Origin of the sequence: Pseudomonas piscis, from assembly GCF_009380155.1 — a bacterium.
Lineage (GTDB): Bacteria > Pseudomonadota > Gammaproteobacteria > Pseudomonadales > Pseudomonadaceae > Aquipseudomonas > Aquipseudomonas piscis.
The window spans coordinates 123,222-148,257 of sequence record NZ_WHUV01000007.1; the positions used below are offsets into that span (position 1 = coordinate 123,222).

The window sequence follows — 25,036 nt, forward strand, 5'->3', positions numbered from 1 at the left end:
AGTTTCAGCTTAGTAGCTCTGCGCTTCCTTGTTGCTGATAGAGACACTCTGCAGCGCTTTTCGTGCCTGCTGCTTGCGCAGTTGCTGCCAGTGGGCGAGTACTCCCTTGGGCGCCCAGATCTGTGGTTCGGAGGGCTCGAAGTTTTCGGCCTGCTCACGTTCGGCCACGGTCGCCTTGGCCAGCAGGAAGGCGTGCTCCAGATCGTCGGTCTGGTTCAGGGCCTGGGCGAACAGCGCATCGCCGAAGTAGGTGAAGTCGGCTTCCTCGGAACAGCCGAAGGACACCCGGTCAGCCCGGGAGGCGGTCATGACCAGGGTTCGCTCATCCTTGAGGGCTGGAATGAAGCCACCGGAATAGCAGGCCGAGATGACGACGATCTTGTCGCGATTCTTCAGCGGTGCCAGGGCGCTTGCCAGCTCGTCGGCAGGCAGGTCCGCCAGTTCCAGGCGCGGTTGGTCCAGGACCAGCTCATGTTCGCTGGTGCCGTGGCTGGTGAGGTAGATGAACACCAGGTCCTCGGGGCCGCTGCGTTCGGCCAGGACCTGGGCGGCACGGCGCAGGTTTTCCCTGGTAGCCATGGGGCGGGTCATCATCTGGTCGCGGTGGTTGACCAGGCGAACCTGGCCCAGGGCGCCGAAGCGGCTGGTGAGCATGTTGCTGACGTAGTCGGCTTCGCGCAGGAATACGCTCTGCTTGCCATCGCCGGCGAGAGTCAGGCTGTAGAGCTCGATGGCCGGGGTGGAGGCGGGCACGGCATCGAGGGCCTCCTGGAGCAAGCGGCCCTGGGCCAGCAGGGCGCCTTCAAGCGGGTCGGGGAGCAGTTTGCCCTCGGCGTCGCGAACTCGCAGGCCGTTGTTCCAGGTCCCGCTTTGCACGCTGCCGTCCCGCAGTACCAGTACCCCGCGGCCCTGGTAGTTGTCGCTGTCGAAGCCACCGATGTAGAAGCTGCCGTCAGTGAGGTTCAGGCGGCCTTCGCCGCTGAAGCGCCAGTCGCTGAAGGTGCCGATGTAATGGCTGCCGTCGGCGCCGATCAGCTCGCCCTTGCCGCCCAGGGCGCCCTCCTTGAACTGGCCGATCCAGACATCGCCATCGGAGTTTTCGTAGCGGCCCTTGCCGTTGAGCTGGTTGTGCTTGAAGCCACCGACGTAGATATCGCCTTCGGCGCTGTTGAAGGTGCCATTGCCCTCCAGTTGACCATCGACGAAGTGGCCGCTGAACTGGTTGCCGCTGGAGTCGCTGCGCTGGCCCTCGCCATTGGGTTTGCCCTTGGCGAACTGACCCTGGTACTGGCTGCCGTCCTCGAGCTCCAGGCGGCCCAGGCCCGAGTACAGGTCGGCCTTGAACTCGCCCCGGTAGGTCATGCCGTCTTCCTTGAGGGTGCCTTCGCCATCCCGGCGCCCCAGCTTGAAGCCGCCACTGTAGTTGCTGTCCTTGGTGGTCAGGGTGCCCTGGCCGTGGAACAGCCCCTGCTGGAACTGGCCGCGATAGACCTCGCCATTGCTGCCGTGCCATTCGCCCTGGCCGTGCCATTGGCCCTTGTCGAACTGGCCTGCGTACCAGCTGCCGTTGGGATAGTCGATGCGCCCCTGGCCCTGCAGCAGGCCGTCCACCAGGTCGCCCCGGTAGCGGCCGCCATCCGGCAGGCGGGCATCGGGCGGCAACAGCGATTCGCCGTCACCGCAAGCGCTGAGCAGGAGGGTCATGACCAGGGGTACAAGTGGGCGCATAACGGGTTCCGGATGATTAGGGGTCCGAGTATGCCGTAGCGGTGTGCCTTGTATATAGAGAGACCGAGCGAAACAGCGTGAGCTGTTTCGCATCGAGAGGCATCAGACAAAGCAGAGCGACAGGGGCTCGGCGATGTAGGCGGGTTTTTCCTGGCCGTCGATCTCCAGGGTGGCGGTGACCTTGAGCAGCCATTGGCCGGGTTTCTTCTCGGTGACGTCGGTCAGGTCGACCTTGAGTCGCACCTGGGAGTTGACTGCCACGGGCTGGATGAAGCGCACGCTGTCCAGGCCATAGTTGACCGCCATCTTCAGGCCCTTGGGCAGCACCAGGATGTCTTCCATCAGCTTGGGGATCAGCGACAGGGTCAGGAACCCATGGGCGATGGTGCCGCCGAACGGAGTCTGTGCGGCCTTGACCGGGTCCACGTGGATGAACTGGAAGTCACCGGTGGCCTCGGCAAACAGGTTGATACGCTCCTGGTCGATGGTGAGCCATGCGGAACGTCCCAGTTCCTTCCCAACATAGTCCTTGAGCTCTGCAGCAGGAACATAGGGCATTGACACTCTCCTTGGTTTCAACGGTTTTAGTGATCGATAGGGTGTTTTTCGATCCGGAATCTCCACTGTAGATCATCATGGCGATCCGGCCCGGGTAAACGTCCATGCTTTTGGCGAATGCCGGTTCATAGCGCCTGCGTGCTTATAATGCGCCACGGTATCTGGCTGGAGAGGCGGTATGTTGCTACGGGGTTTGACATGGCTGGTGCTGTTCCAGCTGCTCGGGACGGCGCTCAATCACTTGCTGTTGCCCGTGCTTCCCGGTCCGATCATCGGCCTGTTGCTGCTCCTGGTGTTCCTGATCATCCGCGGTGAGGTGGGCGAGCCGTTGAGCCAGGCCGCCGGCAGCCTGTTGCGCTACCTGCCGCTGCTGCTGGTGCCGCCCGCCGTTGGGGTGATGGTCTATGCCCGGGATATCGCCGCGGACTTCTGGGCCATCGTCGGGGCACTGGTCTTGTCGCTGGTGCTGTCCATGGCCTTCGCCGGTGTGCTGATGCAGCGCCTGGTCAAGCGCCAGGCGCGCCGGGAGGATGGCCAATGACCTTCGACTGGCAGGGGGCCTGGGCGGCGGTGATCCACCATCCGCTGTTCGGCATCGGCATCACTCTGGGGGCCTATCAACTGGTGCTGGCGGCCTTCGAGAAGACCCGCTGGATATTCCTGCAACCGGTGCTGGTGTCCATGCTGCTGGTGATCGGCGTCCTGGTCGGTTGTGGCCTGAGCTACACCGAGTATCGCAAGAGCACCGAGATCCTGAGCATCCTGCTGGGACCGGCCACCGTGGCCCTGGCGGTGCCGCTGTATCTAAACCTGCGACGCATCCGCCAATTGTTCTGGCCGATCTTTACTACGCTGGTGTTGGGCGGAGTCCTGGCCACCAGCCTGGGAGTGCTGCTGGGCTGGTGGTTCGGTGCCGAGCACATGATCCTCATGACCATGGCGCCCAAGTCGGTGACGTCACCGATCGCCATGCTGGTGGCCGAGCAGATCGGCGGCGTGGCGGCGCTGGCGGCGGTATTCGTGCTGATCACCGGGGTGCTGGGGGCGATCTTCGGCACGGCGCTGCTGGATCGCCTGGGGGTCGAGGCGCCGGAGGCGCGGGGCATGGCCCTGGGCATGACGGCCCATGCGGTGGGCACTTCGGTGGCCCTGCAGGAAAGCGAGGAGTGTGGCGCCTTCGCGGCGCTGGCGATGAGTCTAATGGGCGTGGCCACGGCGGTCCTTCTGCCGCTGGCGGTGTCGTTGCTGGTTTGAGGATGGTGGCATGAGTCTGGCGTTGTTCCCCCTGAATACCGTGTTGTTTCCCGAGTGCATCCTCGACCTGCAGATATTCGAGGCGCGCTACCTGGACATGATCGGTCGCTGTATGAAGCAGGGCAGCGGTTTCGGTGTGGTGTGCATCCTGGAGGGCGAGGAGACCGGTCTTGCGCCCCAGGGCTATGCCCGGGTGGGCTGCGAGGCGCTGATCACCGACTTCCACCAGCAGGACAACGGCCTGCTGGGAATCCGGGTCAAGGGCGGGCGGCGCTTTCGCGTACTGGACAGCGAGGTGCAGAAGGACCAGCTGACGGTGGCCCGGGTGCAATGGCTGGAGGAGGCGACGGAGCAGCCGCTGCGGGACGACGATGCCGACCTGGTGGCGCTGCTCAAGGCCTTGGCCGAACACCCCATGGTCGAGGCCCTGGAAATGGGGGCCGAGGCGGCCGGGCAACTGTCCCTGGGCAATCAGCTGGCCTATCTGCTGCCCTTTACCGAGCTGGACAAGATCGACCTGCTGCAACTGGACGATCCGCAGCAGCGTCTGGATGCGATCCAGCAGTTGCTGGACGAGCTGCAGGGCGAGCTCTTCGCCTGAGCTGCCGCGCAGCCCGCCTCAATAGGCGTAGCGCAGCAGCGCCTGTGGCAGGTGCCGCATCGACATGAAGGCACACAGCAGGACCATCACCGGCAGTACCAGCCACCAGGCCTTGGCCGGCATCGGCTTGAGCGGGGCCTGCCACTGGCAAAGGGTCAGGCTCGCAGCACAGACGCAGGTCGCCAGCATGGCTCCGGCGAGAATGTCGGTAGGCCAGTGGGCCCCCAGGTAGACCCGCGACATCGCGATCGACAGCGCCGGCAGGCAGCCCAGCAGCAGCCAGGTCAGGCGCATCCGCGGCGGTTGGCCACGCCCGGCCAGTACGGCCAGGGTCAGGAACAGCGCGAAGGATCCGGAAGAATGCCCACTGGGCATGCTGAAGCTGGTCAGCGGCTCGGTCAGCACCTCGGGACGCACCCGGGCGAAGAACCATTTGCTGGCGGTATTGGCCAGCGCGGTACACAGCAGCGTGGCGCCGGCGAATACCGCCTGGCGCCACTGGCGCAGCAGCACCAGCAGCAGGGTCAGGACCGCGCTGATGACGAACATGGCGCGGAACTCACCGATCTGGGTGACCATCACCATGACCTTGTCCAGCGCCGGGTCACGATGTTCCTGTACCAGGGCGATCAGTCCCTGATCGAACTGGGCCAGGTGGGGATAGCCGATGAACAGCCCGATCAGCAAGGCCAGGCCCAGGCCGGACATCAGCAGGGTTGCCCGGCGGTGGCGGCGCAGGCTGCTGTTGACGCTCAGCCCGATCAACACCGCGAGGCTGCCGATGACTACCCCGGCCTGGGGCCAGAAGCCTTCGGGCAGCGGCAGGCGAATGGCCGCGCCAGTGGCCCAGCCCGGCAACAGGTAGGCCACCGACCAACCCGCCGCGGCCAGCAGGCTGACGGCGAAGAAGCGCGGGAACGGCATGTCGAACATGCCCGCCACCATCGGCAGCATCGGGCGCAGGGGGCCGATGAAGCGTCCGACCAACAGGCTGGCGATGCCATAGCGCTGGAAGTAGGCCTCGGCGCCATTGATCCATTCAGGATGCTGGCGCAAGCCCGGCAGGCGCCGGATGCTCTGGTGGAAGCGCCGACCTAAAAGGTAGGAGATCACATCGCCGAGGATCCCGGCGGTAAAGCCCAGCACTAAGGTCTCGCCCAGCGACAGGGCACCGTTGCCGGCTAGTACGGCAATGGCGAACAGCAGCACCGTACCGGGGACGATCAGGCCGGCGATGGCCAGGCATTCCACGAAGGCGACGATGAATACCGCGGCGGCCAGCCACTGCGGATTGGTGCTCAGCCAGGCGGTCACGCTGTCGAGCCATGGGCCCATAGGTTCAACTCCATTTCAGTGTCAGGCAGGGCCGGTGGATCAGCCGAGGATGAGGTAGTCGCGGCCTTCGACCTGGCCTCGGCGCAGTGGGTTCCGAGTGCAGCGGGGGGCGTAGGCGGCATCGACGAAGCGATACATCAGGTGTTCGTCGCGCCCGTGGGGAATGCCCAGGCGGGTGGTCTGGATGATCTTGGGCACGGCGTTGCCGGCGTCTTCGACAAAAAGGATTTCGTGATCGAAGCGTTTCGCGTCCCAGACCGGGACTTTCAGGCCCAGGGCCTTGCATAGCAGGGTCTGGCCGGCGCAGAGCTTTTGCGCTGGGCGAGGCTGGCCGCTGGCATCCGGGTTGTTCAGTTGCATCTGTTGCAGGCTGGCAGGGCCTGAAACCTCGTCGACCCAGGGATAGGCGGACTTGATCAGCACCGCGTTGCCGGGGCCCTGGGCGCTGAAGTTCAGCGAGTCACCGCCCCGGGCGTAATACATATAGATGTGGCCACCATCCAGAAACAACGCCTTACGTTTTTCCGTGAAGCCGAGGGAGGCATGGCTGCCTTTTTCCTCGCAGTAATAGGCTTCAGTCTCGATAATGCGCGCTGACAGCCACAGGTCCCCGACTTTGTGGCGGATCACCTTGCCCAGCAGTTCACGGGCCAGGAGCTGAGCATCACGGTCGAAAAAGCTGTCAGGCAGGGCTTTGGGCAGTTTCGCAGAGGTCAGGATGGACATGATGGTGAAGGGTAATGGCCAGGAAAGTGCCGGAATGATAACAACTTCAGGCTTAATTCAGGCTGAACCAGCAGTATTTCGACCATCCGCCCGTGACCGCTGTCCGTGGGCCGGCGCGACAGCTATAATCAGCCGCTTTCCTCTTTGCCAAGACCACACCAGACCATGACTGAGTCCGTTCTTGACTACATGACCCGTTTGGGTCGCGCTGCCCGCCAAGCTTCCCGGGTCATCGCCCGCGCCACCACCGTGCAGAAGAACCGCGCGCTGCTGGCGGCTGCCGATGCGCTGGACGCTGCGCGACCGGAACTGACCGTGGCCAACGAGCAGGACCTGGCCAGCGGCCGGGCCAATGGTCTGGAACCGGCCCTGCTGGATCGCCTGGCACTGACCCCCGCCCGTATCGACGAGATGATCGAAGGCCTGCGTCAGGTGGCCAAGCTGCCTGACCCCATCGGTGAAATCCGCGATATGCGCTACCTGCCCTCGGGCATCCAGGTGGGCAAGATGCGGGTGCCCCTGGGCGTGATCGGCATCATCTACGAGTCGCGTCCCAACGTGACCATCGACGCCGCGGCCCTGTGCCTCAAGTCCGGCAACGCCACCATCCTGCGTGGCGGTTCCGAGGCCATTCATTCCAACCGCGCCATCGCCGCTTGCATCCAGCAAGGGTTGGCGGCGGCCGACCTGCCGGCCCATGTGGTGCAAGTGGTGGAGACCACCGACCGCGCCGCGGTGGGCGCGCTGATCACCATGCCCGAGTTCGTCGACGTGATCGTGCCCCGTGGCGGCAAGAGCCTGATCGAGCGGGTCAGCCGTGATGCCCGGGTGCCGGTGATCAAGCACCTGGATGGCGTCTGCCACGTATTCATCGATGTCGCCGCGGACCTGGACAAGGCCATCCGCATCGCCGACAACGCCAAGACCCAGCGCTATGCCCCGTGCAACACCATGGAGACCCTGCTGGTCCATGCCGGTATCGCTGGGCGCGTACTGCCGCCGCTGGCCGCGATCTATCGCGACAAGGGTGTCGAGTTGCGGGGTTGCGAGCAGACCCGGGCGATCCTCGGGACCGATGTGCTGGAGGCCAGCGAAGAAGACTGGCGTACCGAGTACACCGCGCCGATCCTCTCGATCCGCGTGGTTGACGGCCTGGAGCAGGCCATCGAACACATCAATGCCTACGGCTCGCACCATACCGACTCCATCGTCACCGAGAACTTCAGTGACGCCCGGCGCTTCCTCAACGAAGTGGATTCCAGCTCGGTCATGGTCAATGCCTCGACGCGCTTCGCCGACGGTTTCGAATACGGCCTGGGCGCGGAGATCGGCATCTCCACCGACAAGCTGCACGCCCGTGGGCCGGTAGGCCTGGAAGGCCTGACCAGCGAGAAGTACGTGGTCTTTGGCGACGGTCACGTGCGTACTTGATGGGCAAACGTATCGGCCTGCTGGGCGGCACCTTCGATCCAGTGCATATCGGCCACCTGCGTGGCGCACTGGAAGTGGCCGAATCCATGCGACTCGACGAGCTGCGCCTGACACCCAGTGCCAGGCCGCCTCATCGGGATACACCGCAGGTGTCGGCGCTCGATCGTCTGGCGATGGTCGAGCGCGCGGTGGCGGGCGTTTCACCCCTGGTGGTGGACGACCGTGAGCTGAAACGGGACAAACCGTCCTACACCATAGACACCCTGGAGCAGATGCGCGCCGAACTGGCCGCGGACGACCAGTTGTTCCTGCTGTTGGGCTGGGACGCTTTTTGCGGCCTGCCCACCTGGCATCGCTGGGAAGAACTGCTCCAGCACTGCCACATCCTGGTGCTGCAACGCCCGGATGCCGACAGTGAGCCGCCGGATGCCCTGCGCAACCTTCTGGCGGCCCGCTCGGTGAGCGATCCGCTGGCCCTGCAAGGGCCGGGGGGACACATTGCATTCGTCTGGCAGACACCGCTCGCGGTGTCTGCCACCCAGATCCGTCAACTGCTGGCCAGCGGTAAGTCGGTACGTTTCCTGGTGCCTGACGCGGTCCTGGCCTATATCGATGCTCACGGACTGTACCGTGTGCCGAACTGAAGGAAGGCTGCCGGCCCATGTCGTGCGGCGTTCCATACATACGAGCTGAACGAGTTTTATATGACTAACCAAGTAATGAAAGGCGAAGATCTGGTCAAGGTGGCTGTCGCCGCGCTGGAAGACGTCAAGGCCCAGGACATCCTGGTGATCGATGTGCGCGACAAGCAGAGCATCACCGACTACATGGTGATCGCCACCGGTACCTCCAACCGCCAGATCGGCGCGATGCTGGAAAAGGTCCGCGAGATGGTCAAGGCCAAGGGCGTGCGTCCGCTGGGTGAAGAAGGCAAGGGCGACAGCGACTGGGTGCTGCTGGACCTGGACGAAGTGATCGTCCACATGATGACCGCCTCGGCCCGCCAGTTCTACGACCTGGAGCGCCTGTGGCAGGGCGCCGAGCAGAGCCGCGCGGCCGATGGCAAGCACCACAGCCCGGAAAACACCCACGAGCATTTCGCCAAGCTCAACAAAGACCAGCAATAAGGGACGGCTGTGCGCCTGCGTCTGATCGCTGTCGGTTCACGCATGCCCAAGTGGGTGGAAGAGGGTTGGCATGAGTATGCCAAGCGTCTGCCATCCGAGCTGGCGCTGGAACTGGTGGAAATACCGCTCAACACCCGGGGCAAGAATGCCGACGTGGCCCGCTTCATCCGTCAGGAAGGCGAGGCCATGCTGGCCAAGGTCGGGCATAACGAACGCATCGTGACCCTCGAGGTGCACGGCAAGCCCTGGAGCACCGAGCAGTTGGCGGTGGAGCTGGACCGCTGGCGCCTGGACTCGCGTACCGTGAACTTCATGGTCGGCGGCCCGGAAGGGTTGGCGCCGGAAGTCTGCGCGCGGGCGGACCAGCGCTGGTCTCTGTCGCCCCTGACCTTGCCGCACCCGTTGGTGCGGATCCTCATCGGCGAACAGCTGTATCGCGCCTGGACCGTGCTGTCCGGCCACCCTTACCACAAGTAGCCTGCGCCCCCCATGTCCCAGCCGATCCGTATCAAGGACCATGAAAAAGACGCCCGCCTGGTGCGTAACCGGGTGGTGTTCGGCGCCATCCTGGTGGTCAGCCTGATCGGCGTGCTGATCGCCCGGCTGTATTACCTGCAGGTGATCCAGTACGAGATTCACTCCACGCTTTCGGAGAGCAACCGGGTTCACGTCCAGTCCATCCCTCCGAGCCGGGGCTTGATCTACGACCGTAATGGCGTGGTGGTGGCCGACAACCGGCCCAGCTTCAGCCTGAGCATGACCCGCGAGCGCTCCGGCGACTGGCGGCAGGTTCTCGACGTGATAGTCGAGGTGCTGGAACTGACGCCGGAAGACCGGGTGCTGTTCGAGAAGCGGGTCAAGCAGGGGCGGCGGGCGTTCGAGCCGGTGCCGATCCTGTTCGAGTTGACGGAAGAGCAGATCGCTCGTATCGCGGTGAACCAGTTCCGCCTGCCTGGTGTGGAGGTGGTGGCCCAGTTGGTCCGGCATTATCCCCAGGGTGCGCATTTCGCCCACTCCGTAGGTTATGTGGGACGGATCAACGAAAAAGAACAGAAGTCCCTGGATCGGGTGAACTACAGCGGCACCCACCACATCGGCAAGACTGGCATCGAACGCTTCTACGAGGACGACCTGCATGGCCAGGTGGGCTACGAGGAAGTCGAGACCAATGCCCGTGGCCGTGTGCTACGGGTGCTCAAGCGCACCGACCCGATTCCCGGCAAGGACATCATCCTGAGCCTGGATATCAAGCTGCAGGAGGCTGCGGAGGCGGCCCTGGGCGGTCGACGCGGCGCGGTGGTGGCCCTGGACCCCAACACCGGCGAAGTGTTGGCGATGGTCAGCCAGCCGAGTTTCGATCCCAACCTGTTCGTCACCGGGATCAGCTTCAAGGCTTATGCCGAGCTGCGTGATTCCATCGACCGGCCACTGTTCAACCGAGTGTTGCGCGGGTTGTATCCACCGGGTTCGACCATCAAGCCGGCGGTAGCCATTGCCGGGCTCGACGCGGGAGTGGTGACGGCCACGAGCCGGGTCTACGACCCGGGCTACTACCAGTTGCCCAACTATGACCACAAGTACCGCAACTGGAACCGCACCGGCGACGGTTACGTCGACCTGGACACGGCGATCATGCGGTCCAACGATACCTATTTCTATGATCTGGCCCACAAGCTGGGGATCGACCGGCTCTCGGCCTACATGGGCAAGTTCGGCATCGGCCAGAAGGTTTCCCTGGATATGTTCGAGGAGTCGCCAGGGCTGATGCCGACCCGTGAGTGGAAGCGTGCGACCCGGCGCCAGGCCTGGTTCCCGGGGGAAACCCTGATCCTCGGGATCGGCCAGGGCTATATGCAATCGACGCCCCTGCAGTTGGCCCAGGCCACGGCCCTGGTGGCCAGCAAGGGGCGCTGGAACCGGCCGCACCTGGCCAAGAGCATCGAAGGCGCACGGCCGGTGGACCACAACCCGATGCCGGACATCGTGCTGCGTGATCCGGCGGACTGGATGCGGGTCAACCACGGTATGCAGCAGGTGATGCACGGCCCCCGGGGTACTGCGCGCAAGGCGGCGGTCGGCTCGCCCTACCGGATTGCCGGCAAGAGTGGTACCGCCCAGGTGGTGGCGATCAAGCAGGGTGAAAAATACGACCGCTCCAAGGTCCAGGAGCGCCATCGCGACCATGCCTTGTTCGTTGGTTTTGCCCCGGCCGAGAACCCCAAGATAGTGGTGTCGGTGATGGTGGAGAACGGTGAGTCGGGCTCCGGCGTCGCCGCCCCTGTAGTGCGCCAGGTCATGGATGCCTGGCTCCTGGGCCTGGATGGCCAGCTCAAGCCAGAGTTCGCCAGCCCTACCATTACGGAGGCTACGGCCCGTGAAGAGTAATTTCGACCGCATTCTCTCCAGCGAGGACGTGATGCGGCGTCGGGCGACGCTATTGCAGCGCCTGCATATCGATGGTCCCCTGCTGATCCTGCTGCTGACCCTGGCGGCCGGCAGCCTGTTCGTCCTGTATTCGGCCAGTGGCAAGAGCTGGGACCTATTGGCCAAGCAGGCCACTTCGTTCGGCATCGGCCTGGTGTCGATGATCGTCATTGCCCAGTTCGAGCCGCGCTTCATGGCCCGCTGGGTGCCGCTTGGTTATGTGTTCGGCGTGGTTTTGCTGGTGGTAGTGGACGTGATGGGCCACAACGCCATGGGCGCGACCCGTTGGATCAACGTCCCCGGGGTGATCCGCTTCCAGCCCTCGGAGTTCATGAAGATCATCATGCCGGCGACCATCGCCTGGTACTTGTCCAAGCGCACCTTGCCGCCGCACCTCAAGCATGTGGGTATCAGCCTGGTACTGATCGGTATTCCATTCATGCTGATCGTGCGCCAGCCGGACCTGGGCACGGCCCTGCTGATCCTGGCCGGCGGCACCTTCGTGCTGTTCATGGGCGGGTTGCGCTGGCGCTGGATCATCAGTGTGCTGGCGGCGGCTGTGCCGGTGGCGGTGGCCATGTGGATGTTCATCATGCATGACTACCAGAAGCAGCGGATCCTGACGTTCCTCGATCCGGAAAGCGACCCCTTGGGGACCGGCTGGAACATCATCCAGTCCAAGGCCGCCATCGGCTCCGGCGGGGTGTTCGGCAAGGGCTGGCTGCTGGGTACCCAATCGCACCTGGACTTTTTGCCGGAAAGCCACACCGACTTCATCATCGCGGTCATGGGCGAGGAGTTCGGCCTGGTGGGCATCTGCGCGCTGCTGCTGATCTACCTCTTGTTGATCGGGCGCGGGCTGGTGATCACGGCCCAGGCCCAGACGCTGTTCGGCAAGTTGCTGGCAGGCAGCCTGACCATGACGTTTTTTGTTTACGTTTTCGTCAACATCGGTATGGTCAGTGGCTTGTTGCCGGTGGTGGGGGTGCCGTTGCCCTTCATTAGCTACGGAGGAACTTCGCTGGTGACGCTACTGTCAGCGTTTGGGGTTTTGATGTCGATCCATACCCATCGCAAGTGGATCGCGCAGGTTTGAATAAGGTGAACAACTCAATGCAAGTAATGCGTGGCTGGGCCGCTCGGTACGCTCCATGGGTCGGTCTGGCGAGCATCCTGGGGGCCGTGGAGCCTGCTTCGGCTGGTGCCTACGAAGGCTCGCCCCAGGTCGCCGAATTCGTCGGGGAAATGACCCGGGACTACGGTTTCGCCGGAGAACAGCTGATGGGCGTGTTCCGCGAAGCCGAGCGCAAGCAGGCGATCCTCGATGCCATTTCGCGGCCTGCCGAGCGGGTCAAGCAATGGAAGGAATATCGCCCGATGTTCATCACCGATGCGCGTATCGCTCGTGGCGTGGACTTCTGGCGCCAGCACGAGGCGGTCCTGGCCCGTGCCGAGCAGGAATATGGGGTCCCGGCCCAGGTCATCGTGTCGATCATCGGCGTGGAGACCTTTTTTGGCCGCAATACCGGCAATTACCGGGTGATCGACGCGCTTTCCACCTTGGGCTTCGATTATCCGCCGCGTGCCGAATTCTTCCGCAAGGAGCTGCGCGAGTTCCTGTTGCTGGCCCGTGAAGAGCAGCTCGATCCCCTGAGCCTCAAGGGCTCCTATGCCGGAGCCATGGGGCTGCCGCAGTTCATGCCCAGCAGCTTCCGCGCCTACGCCGTGGACTTCGACGGCGATGGGCACATCAATATCTGGACCAATCCGGACGATGCCATTGGCAGTGTCGCCAGTTACTTCAAGCGCCATGGTTGGGCAGCTGGCGAGCCGGTGGTCAGCCGTGCCGATGTGCGCGGGGACCGGGTGGACGAGGGGCTGACCAGCGGTATTGAGCCGACCAAGACCGTCGGGGAGTTGCGAGCCCTGGGCTGGTCGAGTCATGATGCGCTGCGCGACGATATGCCGGTTACCGCTTTTCGCCTGGAAGGTGATAACGGTCCGGAATACTGGATGGGGCTGAAGAACTTCTACGCGATCACTCGTTATAACCGCAGCGTGATGTATGCCATGGCCGTACATCAGCTGTCTGAACAGCTGGTCCAAGCACGGGGCGTCAAGTAATGCTGGCAATGCCAATCCGCAACCCCCTGAAGCTGCTGGCTTTTGCCGCGTTGGCGCTGTCGCTGGCCAGTTGCTCGACGAGCCGCTCGCCGCAGCCAAAATCCTCCAATGCCGTGCGTTCGATGCCGGGCCTGGATGTCAACCGCGCCCACAAGGATGGCGCGCCCTGGTGGGATGTCGACGTATCGCGCATTCCCGATGCGACGCCGACCCTGCATACCGGTCCGTACAAGGCCAACCCCTATACGGTGCTGGGCAAGACCTACTTTCCCATCCAGGAATCCAGGAACTACGTGGCTTCGGGCACGGCTTCCTGGTATGGCACTAAGTTCCATGGCCAGAACACCGCCAATGGCGAGGTCTATGATCTGTACGGCATGAGTGCCGCACACAAGACCCTGCCGTTGCCCAGCTATGTGCGGGTGACCAACCTGGACAACAACCGCAGCGTGATCCTGCGGGTCAACGATCGTGGCCCGTTCTATTCCGACCGGATCATCGACCTGTCCTATGCCGCGGCGAAGAAACTCGGTTATGCCGAAACCGGTACCGCCCGGGTCAAGGTCGAGGGCATCGATCCTCAGCAATGGTGGGCCCAGCGTGGCCGTCCGGCGCCTTTGATGCTCAATGAGCCGCAAGTGGCGCAGAATAGCGCGCCGGTGGTCACCAGCTCGGCCGGTACCGTCGAGCAGTGGACGCCTCCGCCGCAGCAGCATGCGGCCGCCGTGGTCCCGGTGCAGGTCAAGAACACCGCAGCCTCCGGCCAGTACCTGCAGGTGGGCGCCTTCGCCAACCCGGACGCTGCCGAACTGTTGAGGTCGAAACTGAGCTCGATGGTGAGCGCTCCGGTGTTCATCAGTTCCATCGTACGCAATCAGCAGACGCTGCATCGGGTACGCCTTGGGCCGTTCGGTTCGCCGGACGAAACCCAGCAAGCGCAGAACAGCGTGCGTCTGGCCAACCTGGGCCAGGCCAGCGTGGTCACTGCGGAATAGCGACATCGAGATTGAGGGTCCGCTTGCGACATCGGGGGGCGGATCCGGGTTGTTGGCTCGCCGAACAACAAAAGCCCGGCAAGGGTCGTGAGTGAACAACGCACACGCGACAACCCTTCAGAAGGTTGTCTGAAATAGTTTTGCCCCCAGGGGCAAGTTTCCATTAGCAACTTCGAGAGACGGATGAACATCACCACCTTTGCCAAACGCCTGTGCCTGCTTCTACCGCTGATCATCACACCCGCCGCTTGGGCGGTCGAGGTGATGCCGTCACCACCGCAGCTGGCCGCCAAGTCCTACGTGCTCATGGATGCCAGCAGCGGAAACGTGCTGGTGGAGAACAATGGTGACCAGCGCCTGCCGCCGGCCAGCCTCACCAAGCTGATGACCGCCTACATCGCCACCCTGGAAATCCGCCGTGGCCAGATCGGCGAGAACGACCCGGTGACCGTCAGCGAAAACGCCTGGCGCACTGGCGGTTCGCGGATGTTCATCAAGGTGGGGTCGCAGGTGTCCGTCAGCGACCTGCTGCACGGCATCATCATCCAGTCGGGCAACGATGCCAGCGTGGCGATTTCCGAGCATATCGCCGGTAGCGAAGACGCCTTCGCCGACATGATGAACAAGACCGCCGGCGACCTGGGCATGAGCAACAGCCACTTCATGAACCCCACCGGCCTGCCGAACCCCGAGCATTACTCGTCGGCCCATGACATGGCGCTGTTGGCACGCGCGATCATTCATGAAGATCCGGCCCACTATGCGATCTACTCGCAGAAGGAGTTCTTCTGGAACGGCATCAAGCAGCCTAACCGCAACCTGTTGCTGTGGCGTGACAAGACCGTCGATGGCCTCAAGACCGGGCATACCGACGAAGCGGGCTACTGCATGGTGTCCTCGGCGGTACGTGATGGCATGCGCCTGATTGCCGTGGTGTTCGGCACCAACAGCGAGCAGGCCCGGGCTGCCGAGACCCAGAAACTGCTGACCTATGGCTTCCGTTTCTTCGAAACCCAGACCTTCTACCAGAAGGGCACTGAACTGGCCCAGGCGCCGGTATGGAAGGGCACCACGCATCAGGTCAAGGCTGGCCTGGCCCAGGATCTGACCATGACCATGCCCAAGGGCCAGCTGAAGAAGCTGGCAGCCAGCATGACCATGAACCCACAGCTGGTCGCGCCGATCGCCAAGGGCGACGTGATCGGTAAAGTCGAAGTGAAACTGGACGACAAGGTGGTGCACAGCGCCGACCTGATCGCCCTGGAAGCAGTCGACGAAGGTGGTATCTTCCGTCGCATGTGGGATAGCATCCGTCTATTCTTCTACGGCTTGTTCAACTGATATTGTCGACCCACGTGGCCCTCGCTCCCAAGCGGAGCGGGGGCCATGTCCGTCGCCACGGCTTACGAGGCCGTTATTGCCATGACAGACACTGACGTTAAGTCGCACAAGATTGAGTTTCCCGTCGATGACTATCCGATCAAGGTGATCGGTGACACGGTCGTCGGCTTCAAGGACACCGTGATCGAGATCCTTGCCAAGTACGCCACCCTGGACATCAAGTCCCTGGCCGAGCGCCAGAGCAGCAATGGGAAGTACACCACGGTGCAACTGCACATCACCGCCACTGGTGAAGACCAACTGCGTGATATCAATAGTGCCCTGCGCGCTACCGGTGTCGTCCACATGGTGCTGTGATGCCACAGACGCTGGGCTTTCGTGAGCTTGGCCTGAGGGCCTACGAGCCGGTCTGGCAGGCCATGCAGCGCTTTACCAACGAACGCGGGACCGATGCACCGGACGAGGTCTGGCTGGTGCAGCATCCTCCGGTCTTCACTCAGGGGCAGGCCGGCAAGGCCGAGCATCTGCTGGTGCCGGGGGATATTCCGGTGGTGCAGGCCGATCGTGGTGGCCAGGTGACCTATCATGGTCCGGGCCAGCTGGTAGCCTATTTGCTGCTGGACGTGCGCAGGCTGGGTTTCGGCGTGCGTGAACTGGTCAGCCGCATGGAGCAATGCCTGGTGGAGTTGCTGGCCAGCTACGGCGTGCCGGCGGCGGCCAAGCCCGATGCACCGGGTGTTTACGTCGATGGGGCGAAAATCGCCTCCCTGGGCCTGCGTATCCGTCATGGATGCTCCTTTCACGGTCTGGCCTTGAACGTGGATATGGATTTGCAGCCGTTTCGACGGATTAACCCCTGTGGTTATGCCGGTCTGGCGATGACCCAGCTGAGCGACCATGCAGGGCCGATTGAATTTGCCGAGGTAAGTGCCCGGCTGCGTGCGCAGCTCGTCAAACACCTCGACTACGCTGAGCAGACGACCCTAACGGGCGGAATCGACTGATATGACTACTGCGCAACAAGACGCTGTTCAAACCCTGATCCCGACGCTGGATGTTTCCGAGCGGCCAGCCCGCGCGAAAGTTGAAACCGGCGTCAAGTTGCGCGGTGCGGAAAAGGTCGCGCGTATCCCGGTGAAGATCATCCCGACCACCGAGCTGCCGAAGAAGCCCGACTGGATCCGCGTACGTATCCCGGTATCCCCGGAAGTCGACCGGATCAAGCAACTGCTGCGCAAGCACAAGCTGCATAGCGTCTGCGAAGAGGCTTCCTGCCCGAACCTGGGCGAGTGCTTCTCCGGCGGCACCGCGACCTTCATGATCATGGGTGACATCTGCACCCGCCGTTGCCCGTTCTGCGACGTGGGCCATGGTCGTCCCAAGCCCCTGGACGTGGATGAGCCGATGAACCTGGCGGTGGCCATCGCCGACCTGCGCCTGAAGTACGTGGTGATCACCTCGGTGGACCGCGACGACCTGCGCGACGGTGGCGCCCAGCACTTTGCCGATTGCATCCGTGAAATCCGCAAGCTCTCGCCGAACGTACAGTTGGAAACCCTGGTTCCCGACTACCGTGGCCGCATGGACATTGCCCTGGAAATCACCGCGGCGACTCCACCGGACGTGTTCAACCACAACCTGGAAACCGTGCCACGCCTGTACAAGGCCGCCCGTCCGGGTTCCGACTACCAGTGGTCGCTGACCCTGCTGCAGAAGTTCAAGCAGCTGGTGCCCCATGTGCCGACCAAATCCGGCTTGATGCTGGGCCTGGGTGAGACCGACGACGAAGTCATCGAAGTGATGAAGCGCATGCGCGAGCATGACATCGACATGCTGACCCTTGGCCAGTACCTGCAGCCGTCGCGTAACCACCTGCCGGTGCAGCGTTTCGTGCATCCGGACACCTTCGCCTGGTTCGCCGAGGAAGGCTACCGGATGGGCTTCAAGAACGTGGCCTCCGGTCCGCTGGTGCGTTCCTCGTACCACGCCGACGAACAAGCGAAGCTGGCCAAGGAAGGTCTGGTTTCCTGATTCGCCAAGCCCGCAGGAGCTGGCTCCTGCGGGCGTTCCCGCCGACTCCCTCGAGTCCCATCGCCTGCCCTTGGGCTTTCTGCTCCTCGCGGGCTATTTCCCCCTTCTGTTTCGCGGCATTCATGGCTACTGTGCTCCAGTGAATTCGCACAGGGAGAATCCGTATGCCCATCCAACCGACCGCCGCCCTCCATGCCCACCTGCCCGTGCCGGCGCTGGCGGCCGAAGGCGTCATCGGTCTTATCGCTCCGGCCGGCCCGGCCGCGCTGGATACCGCTAAGGCTTTCCAGTGGATGCGCTCCAGGGGTTACGACTTGCGGATCTTCCCCGGGGTGGGGCAGCAGGACGGCTACCTGGCCGGCAGTGATGAGGTGCGCCTGCAAGACCTGCACGACGCTTTCGCCGATTCCGAGGTGGACGCCATCCTGTGCTTGCGCGGGGGCTATGGCAGCCCTCGGTTGCTGGACAAGATCGACTTCGACCTGTTGCGGCGCAATCCCAAGCCCTTCGTCGGCTACAGCGATATCACCGCCTTGCACCTGGCGATCAATCGTTATGCCGGGTTCGTGAGTTTTCACGGGCCTTTGCTCAACGCCGACCTGCTGGCAGCCAAGCAGGCTCCCACTGAGGCCTCGTTCTTCAATCTGTTGCGCGGGCAGGTCAGGGCCGGCAGCCCGTTGCCCCATCCCGTGGCATTTCCCTTGACCACCGTCGAGCCAGGTATCGCACAGGGCGCGCTGTTGGGGGGGAACCTGTCGATTATCGCCAGCACCCTGGGTACGCCCTATGACATCGTCGCCGACGGCATCATCCTGTTCATCGAGGACGTCAACGAACCGCTGTATCGCATCGATCGCCTGCTCAATCACCTGCGGCTGGCGGGCAAGCTCGACAAGTTGCGGGGTGTGTTGGTGGGGGATGTGGCCGGAGTGGATTTCACTGCGCTATGTGACTTGCTCAAGCGCACCTTCGAGCCATTGCGGATACCGGTACTGGCCGGCTGGCGCAGCGGTCATTGCGACCCCAACCTGACCTTGCCCATGGGGGCGCTGGTCAGGCTGGATGCCGGAGCCAGGGAGCTGACCCTGGCCCAGGATGTGGTCTTCAAATAACCGGCTGGCGGAACAGCGAACTTTCCTGTTGCGACTTGCGGCTCAACGACTGCGCAGGCTGTCCAGCAGCTTGCGGGTCGGGTAGCCGTCCGCCGGCCAACCCAGGGTCTGCTGGGCGCTGCGGATGGCTTTGCGGGTGTTGGCGCCGATGATGCCGTCGGGGTTGCCGGCATCGTAGTTGTTGGCGTTGAGCTGGGTCTGCAGGTCGATACGTTCGCTGCGACTCAAGGGCAGTTCGTCCTTGGGCCAGTCGCCGCTGATCAGTCCGGCACCGCTGAAGCGCTCGGACAACAGGTTCACCGCCAACGCATAGGATGAGGAATTGTTGTACTTGAGCACGGCCCGGAAGTTATCCAGGATCAGGAACGCCGGCCCCCGATAACCCGCTGGCAGCAGCAGGGACGCGGACAGTTGCTCGGAGCCGTAGGGCAATGCCTTGCCGTTGGCTGGCTTCATCCCCAGGCGCATCCACTCGGCTACGCTCTTGCGCGTGCTGGCATCGGCCAGGGCGTAGTCGAAACCACTGTTGAGCTGGACCTCCAGGCCCCAGGGCTGGCCTTTCTGCCAGCCCGAGCTTTGCAGGTAGTGCGCCGTCGAGGCCAGGGCATCGGCCGGGCTGTTCCAGATATCCCGGCGGCCGTCACCGTCGAAATCCACGGCATGGGTGTTGTAGGTGGTAGGGATGAACTGGGTCTGGCCCATGGCCCCGGCCCAGGAACCGAGCATCTTCTCGGGCTGGATATCGCCATGCTGGATGATCTGCAATGCGGCGATCAGCTGGCTGTTGGCGAAGGCCGGGCGTCGGCCCTCATAGGCCAGGGTCGCCAGCGAGCGAATCACCGACTTGTTGCCCTGGAAATCGCCGAAGTTGCTTTCCATGCCCCAGACGGCCACCAGCGCCTGGCGATCCACGCCGTAGCGCTGTTCGATACGTTGCAGGATGTCGCCATACTGGTTCAGCAGAGCCTGGCCCTTGCGCACGCGTACGGGGGATAGGGCGCCGTCCAGGTATTCCCATACCGGGCGGGTGAACTCTGGCTGGCTGCGATCGGCCTTGATCACGCTCATGTCCGGAGTGATGCCGGCGAAGGCGCGGTCGAACACATCGGCACGGATACCGGCATTCAGCGCTTCAGCGCGAAAGGCACTCAGCCACTGTTCGAAGCTCTGGGTCGGTTGGATGTCCAGGTTATCGACCACCAGGGGGGCGACGGTCGCTGGTGCGGCAATGGGGGCCGACTGGAGTGCGGGCAATGGTTGGGCGTCGGCGGCGGTGGGTTTTTCCGCGCAGGCGACGAGCAGAATCAGGCTGGAGGCAGCGATCAGTTGGCGTAGGTGCCAACGACGGGAAATACAAAAGGGCATGCACAGGTCCAGAGAGAATGACAATCAGGTGCAGACCTTATCATGCCTGTGGGGTCCAGGGCTTCAGGCGGCCAGAAAGTAAGAAGCCTCCCAGCTTTTGGACTGGAAGGCTTCGCGGCGGTAGCTGCCTTTGCCCTTGGCCGGGCGTTCCTGGCGGCAACGGAACAGTGGCTGGGCAATGATGGATTTGGCCTTGTTGGGGCCATGCTTGGATGGCTTGCTCATGCTCGATACTCGCTTTATGGGGAGAGGTACAACGGCGCGCATCATCGGCCAGCTGGGCACTGCTGTCCAGTACCCATGATCTTTTCCCGTATTGCGGACTTACTCGGCAGGCAGGGGCAGGCGTTGGCCGGCCATCAGCAGTGACAGGCGGCTCAGACTGCTCCATGTGGAACCGCTGGCCTGGCCCTTGATCTGTGCGTCGATACGCTGGGCATCCAGCAGCAACTGGCTCCAGCGCTGGGCGGAATAGCGTTGCAGGGCCTTGCTCATCAGTGGCTTGCGCTTGTCCCAGACAGGCGGGCGGGCTTGGCTGAAAACCTTGTCCAAGGGGATTCCCTGGCCGAATTGCTGGGCCAGGTTGGCCAGTAGCCGTAGCTCCCGGGACAGGGCCCAGAGGATCACCGGAGGCTCGACCCCTTCGCCCTTGAGCCCTTCGAGCATGCGCAAGGCATGCGCAGCTTCCCCGTTGAGGATGGCATCGACCAGGCCGAATACGTCGAAGCGGGCACTGTCGGCCACGGCCGCCTGTACCGTTTCGACAGTGATCTGCCCTCCCTCGGCCATCAACTTGAGCTTTTCGATTTCCTGGGCGGCAGCCAGCAGATTGCCCTCGACCCGAGCCGCGATCAGCTCCACGGCGTCTTGGTTGGCGGACATCCCAGCCTGGGACAGGCGCTGGCGAATCCACTGCGGCAGCTGGTTGGCGTCCACTGGCCAGATTTGCACGAACTGGGTCTGGGCGCCTTCCACCAGGGCCTTGCCCCATTTGGTTTTCTGCGCGCTACCGTCGAGCTTGGGCAGGCTGATCAACAGCACGGTGTCTTCGGCCGGGCGCGAGCAGTATTCGATCAGGGCAGCAGCACCTTTGTCCCCGGGCTTGCCCGAAGGCAGGCGCAGTTCCAGCAGGCGCCTCTGCGCGAAGAGCGACATGCTGGCGCCAGCCAGCAACAGGCTGCCCCAGTCGAAATTGGCATCGGCGCTGAACACCTGGCGCTCGTCGTAGCCCTGCTGGCGTGCCGCGATGCGTATGGCATCGGCGGCTTCCTGGCAGAGCAGGGGATCGTCGCCGCTGATCACGTAGACCGGAGCGAGGGAACCTTGCAGGTGTTTACCGAGTTGGGCGGGAGCGAGTTTCATAGATGCGGGTCGGTGGGGCGCCGGAGCGCCCCACAAGGCTTACTGGTTCGGCAGTTCCATAGGGGACTGTTGCGGAGTTTCGGCTTCGGCCTTGCGTGCTGCTTCCAGGGCGTCGGCGTCGGCCTTGGCCTTGGCTTCGGCGGTGGCTTGCAATTCGCTCAGTTGCTGCGGTGTCAGCAGTTGCAGGCGGATCATCATGCGCTGGACCAGGTCACGACGCATCTCCCGACGGGTTTCAACTGCTTCCTGGTCGGAGCCGGTGATGTTGTTGCCATCATGCAGGAAGACTTTCTGTACTTGCAGCTTGTCGCTCAGCAGTTGCAGGTTGTCGTGGGTGCGGATCTGGTAGTTGAGCTCCATGCTGATCTCGTATTCCGCAGAGCGACCGCCACCGCTATAGCTGAGGTTGCGCTGGCTCTCCGTTTCGTTGACCAGAATCAGTTTGTAAGGTGCGCCGGCATGCACGTCGACGCCACTGCTCTCGAGGATCTGGCGCATCATCTTGACGGTGGTGCCGTAGGCGTCCCGGGCGCTGAGGTCGAGTTCCTTGATGCTCAATTCCTGGGTGCCAGTACCGCGCAGTTGAAAGCCGCAGGCGCTCAATACCAGAGCCAGGCCCATCACCAGCAGGTTACGTTTGATCATGTATTGCTCCCCTTGAAACCATATGGGCCAACCTTGTGGCCCTGAAGGTCTTGTTCGGCGCCCGGCTCCCACCGGACGCCTGATCCAATTAGCTGGCGACGATGTTGACCAGTTTGCCCGGTACCACGATAACCTTGCGGATGGTCAGCCCCTCGGTGAAGCGCAGTACGTTTTCGTTGCTGCGGGCGGCGGCTTCGACTTCCTCGCGGCTGGCGCTGGCTGGCATCTCGATCTGGCCACGGAGCTTGCCGTTGACCTGCACCACAAGTTGCAGGCTGTCCTGCACCAGGGCGCTTTCGTCCACGGCCGGCCAGTTGGCATCGATGACTGCGCCGTCATGGCCCAGTTGGTTCCACAGTTCATGGCTGATATGTGGAGTGATCGGAGCCAGCAGCAAGGTGACGGCCTCCAGGCCTTCCTGCAACAGGGCGCGGTCCTGTTCGCTGGCTTGTGGCGCTTTTTCCAGTACGTTCATCACGGTCATCACTTGGGCGATGGCGGTGTTGAACTTGTGGAACTGGCCCACGTCGGTGCTGGCCTGCTTGATGGCTGAGTGGATGGCTCGGCGGATCACCTTCTGCTCGTCGCTCAGGGTGGTGACATCCAGCTTGCCCGGCAGGCCCTGGGCTACGTGAGCCTGGGCCAGGCGCCAGACGCGACGCAGGAAACGGCTGGCACCTTCGACACCGGAGTCGGACCATTCCAGGCTCATGTCGGGCGGCGAGGCGAACATCATGAACAGGCGGCAGGTATCGGCGCCGTACTGCTCGATCATCGATTGTGGATCGACGCCGTTGTTCTTCGATTTCGACATCTTCTCGGTGCCGCCGATCTCCACCGGCAGGCCATCGGTCTTCAGGCGCGCGCCAATGATCTTGGCCTTGGCATCGCGCTCGACTTCGACGTCAGCCGGGTTGAACCAGTCCTTGCCGCCGTTGCTGGCGACACGGTAGTAGGTCTCGGCGACCACCATGCCCTGGGTCAGCAGGTTCTTGAACGGCTCGTTGGAGGTGACCAGGCCTTCATCGCGCATCAGCTTGTGGAAGAAGCGCGCGTACAGCAGGTGCAGGATCGCGTGTTCGATACCGCCGATGTACTGGTCCACCGGCAGCCAGTGGTTGGCGGCTTTCGGATCGACCATGCCACCTTCGTAGTTCGGCGAGGCGTAGCGGGCGAAGTACCAGGACGACTCGACGAAGGTGTCCATGGTGTCGGTTTCGCGCTTGGCCGCAGTGCCGCATTTCGGGCAAGTGCACTCGTAGAATTCCGGCATGCGCGCCAGTGGCGAGCCGGCGCCGTCGGGCACCACGTCTTCGGGCAGCTTGACCGGCAGTTGGTCTTCCGGCACCGGTACATCGCCACAGGATGGGCAATGGATGATCGGGATCGGGCAGCCCCAGTAGCGCTGGCGGCTGATGCCCCAGTCACGCAGGCGGAACTGGGTGCGCGACTTGCCCAGTTCCTTGCGGATCAGCGCAGCTTCGATGGCGTCGAAGGCGCCAGCGAAGTCCAGGCCGTCGAACTCGCCGGAGTTGATCAGTTGGCCGTGCTCGCCATAGGCGGCCTGCCATTCGCCACCGACTTCATTGCCGGCGCTGGTGCGCACCACGGCTTTCATCGGCAGGTTGTACTTGTGGGCGAACTCGAAGTCGCGCTCGTCGTGGGCCGGCACGGCCATCACCGCGCCATCGCCGTAGTGCATCAGCACGTAGTTGGCGACCCACACCGGCAGCTTCTCGCCGGTCAGCGGGTGTTCGACGAACAGGGAAGTGGGCATGCCCTTCTTCTCCTGAGTGGCCATGTCGGCCTCGGCGACGCTGCCGCTCTTGCATTCGTCGATGAACGCCTGCAGTGCTGCATCGCCCTGGGCGGCCTGGGTCGCCAGCGGATGTTCGGCGGCGACGGCCACGTAGGTGGCGCCCATCAGGGTGTCGGGACGGGTGGTGAAGACTTTCAGCGCGCCGGCCTGGCCGATGCTGGCCTGGTCATAGGGGAACTGCACTTCCATGCCGCGGGACTTGCCGATCCAGTTGCGCTGCATGGTCTTGACCTGCTCGGGCCAGCCCGGCAGCTCGTCGAGGCTTTCCAGCAGCTCGTCGGCGTAGTCGGTGATGCGGAAGTAGTACATCGGGATTTCGCGCTTCTCGATCAGCGCGCCCGAGCGCCAGCCACGGCCGTCGATGACCTGTTCGTTGGCCAGTACGGTCTGGTCCGCCGGGTCCCAGTTCACGGTGCCGTTCTTGCGGTAGATCACGCCCTTCTCGAACAGGCGAGTGAACAGCCACTGTTCCCAGCGGTAGTAGTCCGGCTTGCAGGTAGTGACCTCGCGCGACCAGTCCACCGCCAGGCCCAGGCTACGCAGCTGGCTCTTCATGTAGGCGATGTTTTCGTAGGTCCACTTGGCCGGTGCGACGTTGTTCTTCATCGCGGCGTTTTCCGCCGGCATGCCGAAGGCGTCCCAACCCATGGGTTGCAGGACGTTCTTGCCTTGCATGCGCTGGTAGCGGGAGATGACGTCGCCGATGGTGTAGTTGCGCACGTGCCCCATGTGTAGCTTGCCGCTCGGGTACGGGAACATCGATAGGCAGTAGTAAGTGTCCTTGCCTGGCTGTTCGCTGACTTCAAACGACTTTTGCTCATCCCAGAAGGACTGGGCGGCGGCTTCTATATCACGGGGCAGGTATTGTTCGTGCATGGCTACTTTATGTACTGGATAAGGGTGGCCTAATCCTCTTCAACGCAACTCGGGTAGTGACGGCGCCAAACATGGCGTTTGCAGTTCCCGGTGGAGCTGGAAGTGGAGTTACAGGAAGCGCCGTAGCATACATGACCGCGCTCTGCCTAGGGAAACCCTGATTGCGCGCGCGGGCCGTTGGT

At 63.2% G+C, this 25,036-nt stretch carries 24 protein-coding genes and 1 pseudogene; 16 read left to right on the forward strand and 9 right to left on the reverse strand.

Going from position 1 to position 25,036, the window contains the following annotated elements:
- Positions 1–9: 9 nt before the first annotated feature.
- Positions 10–1,728 (reverse strand): C13 family peptidase, encoded by a 1,719-nt coding sequence (locus GDH07_RS29455; RefSeq protein WP_022641216.1) that lies wholly within the window; start codon positions 1,726–1,728, stop codon positions 10–12.
- Between the two features lie 102 nt (positions 1,729–1,830).
- Complete coding sequence (locus GDH07_RS29460) at positions 1,831–2,286, reverse strand: MaoC family dehydratase (protein ID WP_085596955.1); 456 nt, start codon at positions 2,284–2,286, stop codon at positions 1,831–1,833.
- Positions 2,287–2,464: 178 nt separating this feature from the next.
- Between GDH07_RS29460 and GDH07_RS29465 the strand changes: the two genes are divergently transcribed.
- The 3 genes from GDH07_RS29465 to GDH07_RS29475 are packed head-to-tail and all read left to right on the forward strand — an operon-like array spanning position 2,465 to position 4,141.
- A complete protein-coding gene (locus GDH07_RS29465) occupies positions 2,465–2,827 on the forward strand; it encodes a CidA/LrgA family protein (RefSeq protein ID WP_022641214.1) in 363 nt (120 codons plus the stop codon).
- Positions 2,824–3,540 (forward strand): LrgB family protein, encoded by a 717-nt coding sequence (locus tag GDH07_RS29470; RefSeq protein WP_152899614.1) that lies wholly within the window; start codon positions 2,824–2,826, stop codon positions 3,538–3,540. The genes GDH07_RS29465 and GDH07_RS29470 overlap by 4 nt, the downstream gene beginning before the upstream one ends.
- A 10-nt stretch (positions 3,541–3,550) precedes the next feature.
- On the forward strand, positions 3,551–4,141 hold the full coding sequence (locus GDH07_RS29475) for an LON peptidase substrate-binding domain-containing protein (RefSeq protein ID WP_022641212.1): 591 nt from the start codon (positions 3,551–3,553) through the stop codon (positions 4,139–4,141).
- 18 nt (positions 4,142–4,159) lie between these two features.
- Here GDH07_RS29475 and GDH07_RS29480 read toward each other — a convergent pair whose 3' ends face one another.
- Both GDH07_RS29480 and GDH07_RS29485 read right to left on the reverse strand, forming a co-directional pair.
- The gene (locus GDH07_RS29480; RefSeq protein ID WP_053134812.1) at positions 4,160–5,476 is read right to left on the reverse strand and encodes a bifunctional DedA family/phosphatase PAP2 family protein; all 1,317 of its coding nucleotides are present in this window, start codon (positions 5,474–5,476) and stop codon (positions 4,160–4,162) included.
- Positions 5,477–5,515: 39 nt separating this feature from the next.
- Positions 5,516–6,202: a DNA-3-methyladenine glycosylase gene (locus GDH07_RS29485; protein ID WP_152899615.1), complete on the reverse strand. Its 687-nt coding sequence runs from the start codon at positions 6,200–6,202 to the stop codon at positions 5,516–5,518.
- 165 nt (positions 6,203–6,367) lie between these two features.
- On the opposite strand from GDH07_RS29485, the gene GDH07_RS29490 reads away from it, so the two are divergent.
- The 13 genes and pseudogenes from GDH07_RS29490 (at position 6,368) to GDH07_RS29550 (ending at position 18,787) form a co-directional block, all read left to right on the forward strand.
- A complete protein-coding gene (locus GDH07_RS29490) occupies positions 6,368–7,633 on the forward strand; it encodes a glutamate-5-semialdehyde dehydrogenase (protein WP_152899616.1) in 1,266 nt (421 codons plus the stop codon).
- On the forward strand, positions 7,633–8,277 hold the full coding sequence (gene nadD, locus GDH07_RS29495) for a nicotinate-nucleotide adenylyltransferase (protein WP_022641207.1): 645 nt from the start codon (positions 7,633–7,635) through the stop codon (positions 8,275–8,277). The genes GDH07_RS29490 and nadD overlap by 1 nt, the downstream gene beginning before the upstream one ends.
- Positions 8,278–8,355: 78 nt before the next feature.
- Positions 8,356–8,760 (forward strand): annotated as a pseudogene (rsfS, locus tag GDH07_RS29500) (ribosome silencing factor); the annotation flags it as partial.
- A 9-nt stretch (positions 8,761–8,769) separates the two neighbouring features.
- Entirely contained in the window at positions 8,770–9,237 is a 468-nt protein-coding gene (gene rlmH / locus GDH07_RS29505; protein WP_011063671.1) for a 23S rRNA (pseudouridine(1915)-N(3))-methyltransferase RlmH, read from the forward strand.
- A gap of 12 nt (positions 9,238–9,249) precedes the next feature.
- Entirely contained in the window at positions 9,250–11,145 is a 1,896-nt protein-coding gene (mrdA, locus tag GDH07_RS29510; RefSeq protein WP_152899618.1) for a penicillin-binding protein 2, read from the forward strand.
- Positions 11,146–11,176: 31 nt separating this feature from the next.
- Positions 11,177–12,280 (forward strand): rod shape-determining protein RodA, encoded by a 1,104-nt coding sequence (rodA, locus tag GDH07_RS29515; RefSeq protein WP_152899701.1) that lies wholly within the window; start codon positions 11,177–11,179, stop codon positions 12,278–12,280.
- 17 nt (positions 12,281–12,297) lie between these two features.
- The gene (gene mltB, locus GDH07_RS29520) at positions 12,298–13,308 is read left to right on the forward strand and encodes a lytic murein transglycosylase B (protein ID WP_152899619.1); all 1,011 of its coding nucleotides are present in this window, start codon (positions 12,298–12,300) and stop codon (positions 13,306–13,308) included.
- Entirely contained in the window at positions 13,308–14,303 is a 996-nt protein-coding gene (locus tag GDH07_RS29525) for a septal ring lytic transglycosylase RlpA family protein (protein WP_022641203.1), read from the forward strand. The genes mltB and GDH07_RS29525 overlap by 1 nt, the downstream gene beginning before the upstream one ends.
- Positions 14,304–14,486: 183 nt before the next feature.
- Complete coding sequence (locus GDH07_RS29530) at positions 14,487–15,644, forward strand: D-alanyl-D-alanine carboxypeptidase family protein (RefSeq protein WP_022641202.1); 1,158 nt, start codon at positions 14,487–14,489, stop codon at positions 15,642–15,644.
- A gap of 81 nt (positions 15,645–15,725) precedes the next feature.
- Positions 15,726–16,001, forward strand: a complete 276-nt coding sequence (locus tag GDH07_RS29535) for a DUF493 domain-containing protein (RefSeq protein ID WP_025129297.1) — start codon at positions 15,726–15,728, stop codon at positions 15,999–16,001.
- Complete coding sequence (gene lipB / locus GDH07_RS29540) at positions 16,001–16,648, forward strand: lipoyl(octanoyl) transferase LipB (protein WP_022641200.1); 648 nt, start codon at positions 16,001–16,003, stop codon at positions 16,646–16,648. Before GDH07_RS29535 ends, lipB begins: the two co-directional genes overlap by 1 nt.
- Before the next feature lies 1 nt (position 16,649).
- The gene (gene lipA, locus GDH07_RS29545; protein ID WP_022641199.1) at positions 16,650–17,675 is read left to right on the forward strand and encodes a lipoyl synthase; all 1,026 of its coding nucleotides are present in this window, start codon (positions 16,650–16,652) and stop codon (positions 17,673–17,675) included.
- A 164-nt stretch (positions 17,676–17,839) separates the two neighbouring features.
- Positions 17,840–18,787: a S66 peptidase family protein gene (locus GDH07_RS29550; protein WP_022641198.1), complete on the forward strand. Its 948-nt coding sequence runs from the start codon at positions 17,840–17,842 to the stop codon at positions 18,785–18,787.
- Between the two features lie 42 nt (positions 18,788–18,829).
- Here GDH07_RS29550 and GDH07_RS29555 read toward each other — a convergent pair whose 3' ends face one another.
- The 5 genes from GDH07_RS29555 to leuS all read right to left on the reverse strand — a co-directional run bounded on the left by GDH07_RS29555 (position 18,830) and on the right by leuS (position 24,854).
- Complete coding sequence (locus GDH07_RS29555; RefSeq protein WP_152899620.1) at positions 18,830–20,152, reverse strand: lytic murein transglycosylase; 1,323 nt, start codon at positions 20,150–20,152, stop codon at positions 18,830–18,832.
- Positions 20,153–20,215: 63 nt separating this feature from the next.
- On the reverse strand, positions 20,216–20,377 hold the full coding sequence (gene arfA / locus GDH07_RS29560) for an alternative ribosome rescue factor ArfA (protein WP_103325142.1): 162 nt from the start codon (positions 20,375–20,377) through the stop codon (positions 20,216–20,218).
- Between the two features lie 99 nt (positions 20,378–20,476).
- Positions 20,477–21,514: a DNA polymerase III subunit delta gene (gene holA, locus GDH07_RS29565; RefSeq protein ID WP_152899621.1), complete on the reverse strand. Its 1,038-nt coding sequence runs from the start codon at positions 21,512–21,514 to the stop codon at positions 20,477–20,479.
- 39 nt (positions 21,515–21,553) lie between these two features.
- Positions 21,554–22,159 carry an LPS-assembly lipoprotein LptE gene (locus GDH07_RS29570; RefSeq protein WP_152899622.1) on the reverse strand — a complete coding sequence of 202 codons (606 nt, stop codon included), beginning with the start codon at positions 22,157–22,159 and terminating at the stop codon, positions 21,554–21,556.
- A gap of 88 nt (positions 22,160–22,247) precedes the next feature.
- Positions 22,248–24,854 carry a leucine--tRNA ligase gene (gene leuS / locus GDH07_RS29575; RefSeq protein ID WP_152899623.1) on the reverse strand — a complete coding sequence of 869 codons (2,607 nt, stop codon included), beginning with the start codon at positions 24,852–24,854 and terminating at the stop codon, positions 22,248–22,250.
- Between the last annotated feature and the right edge of the window lie 182 nt (positions 24,855–25,036).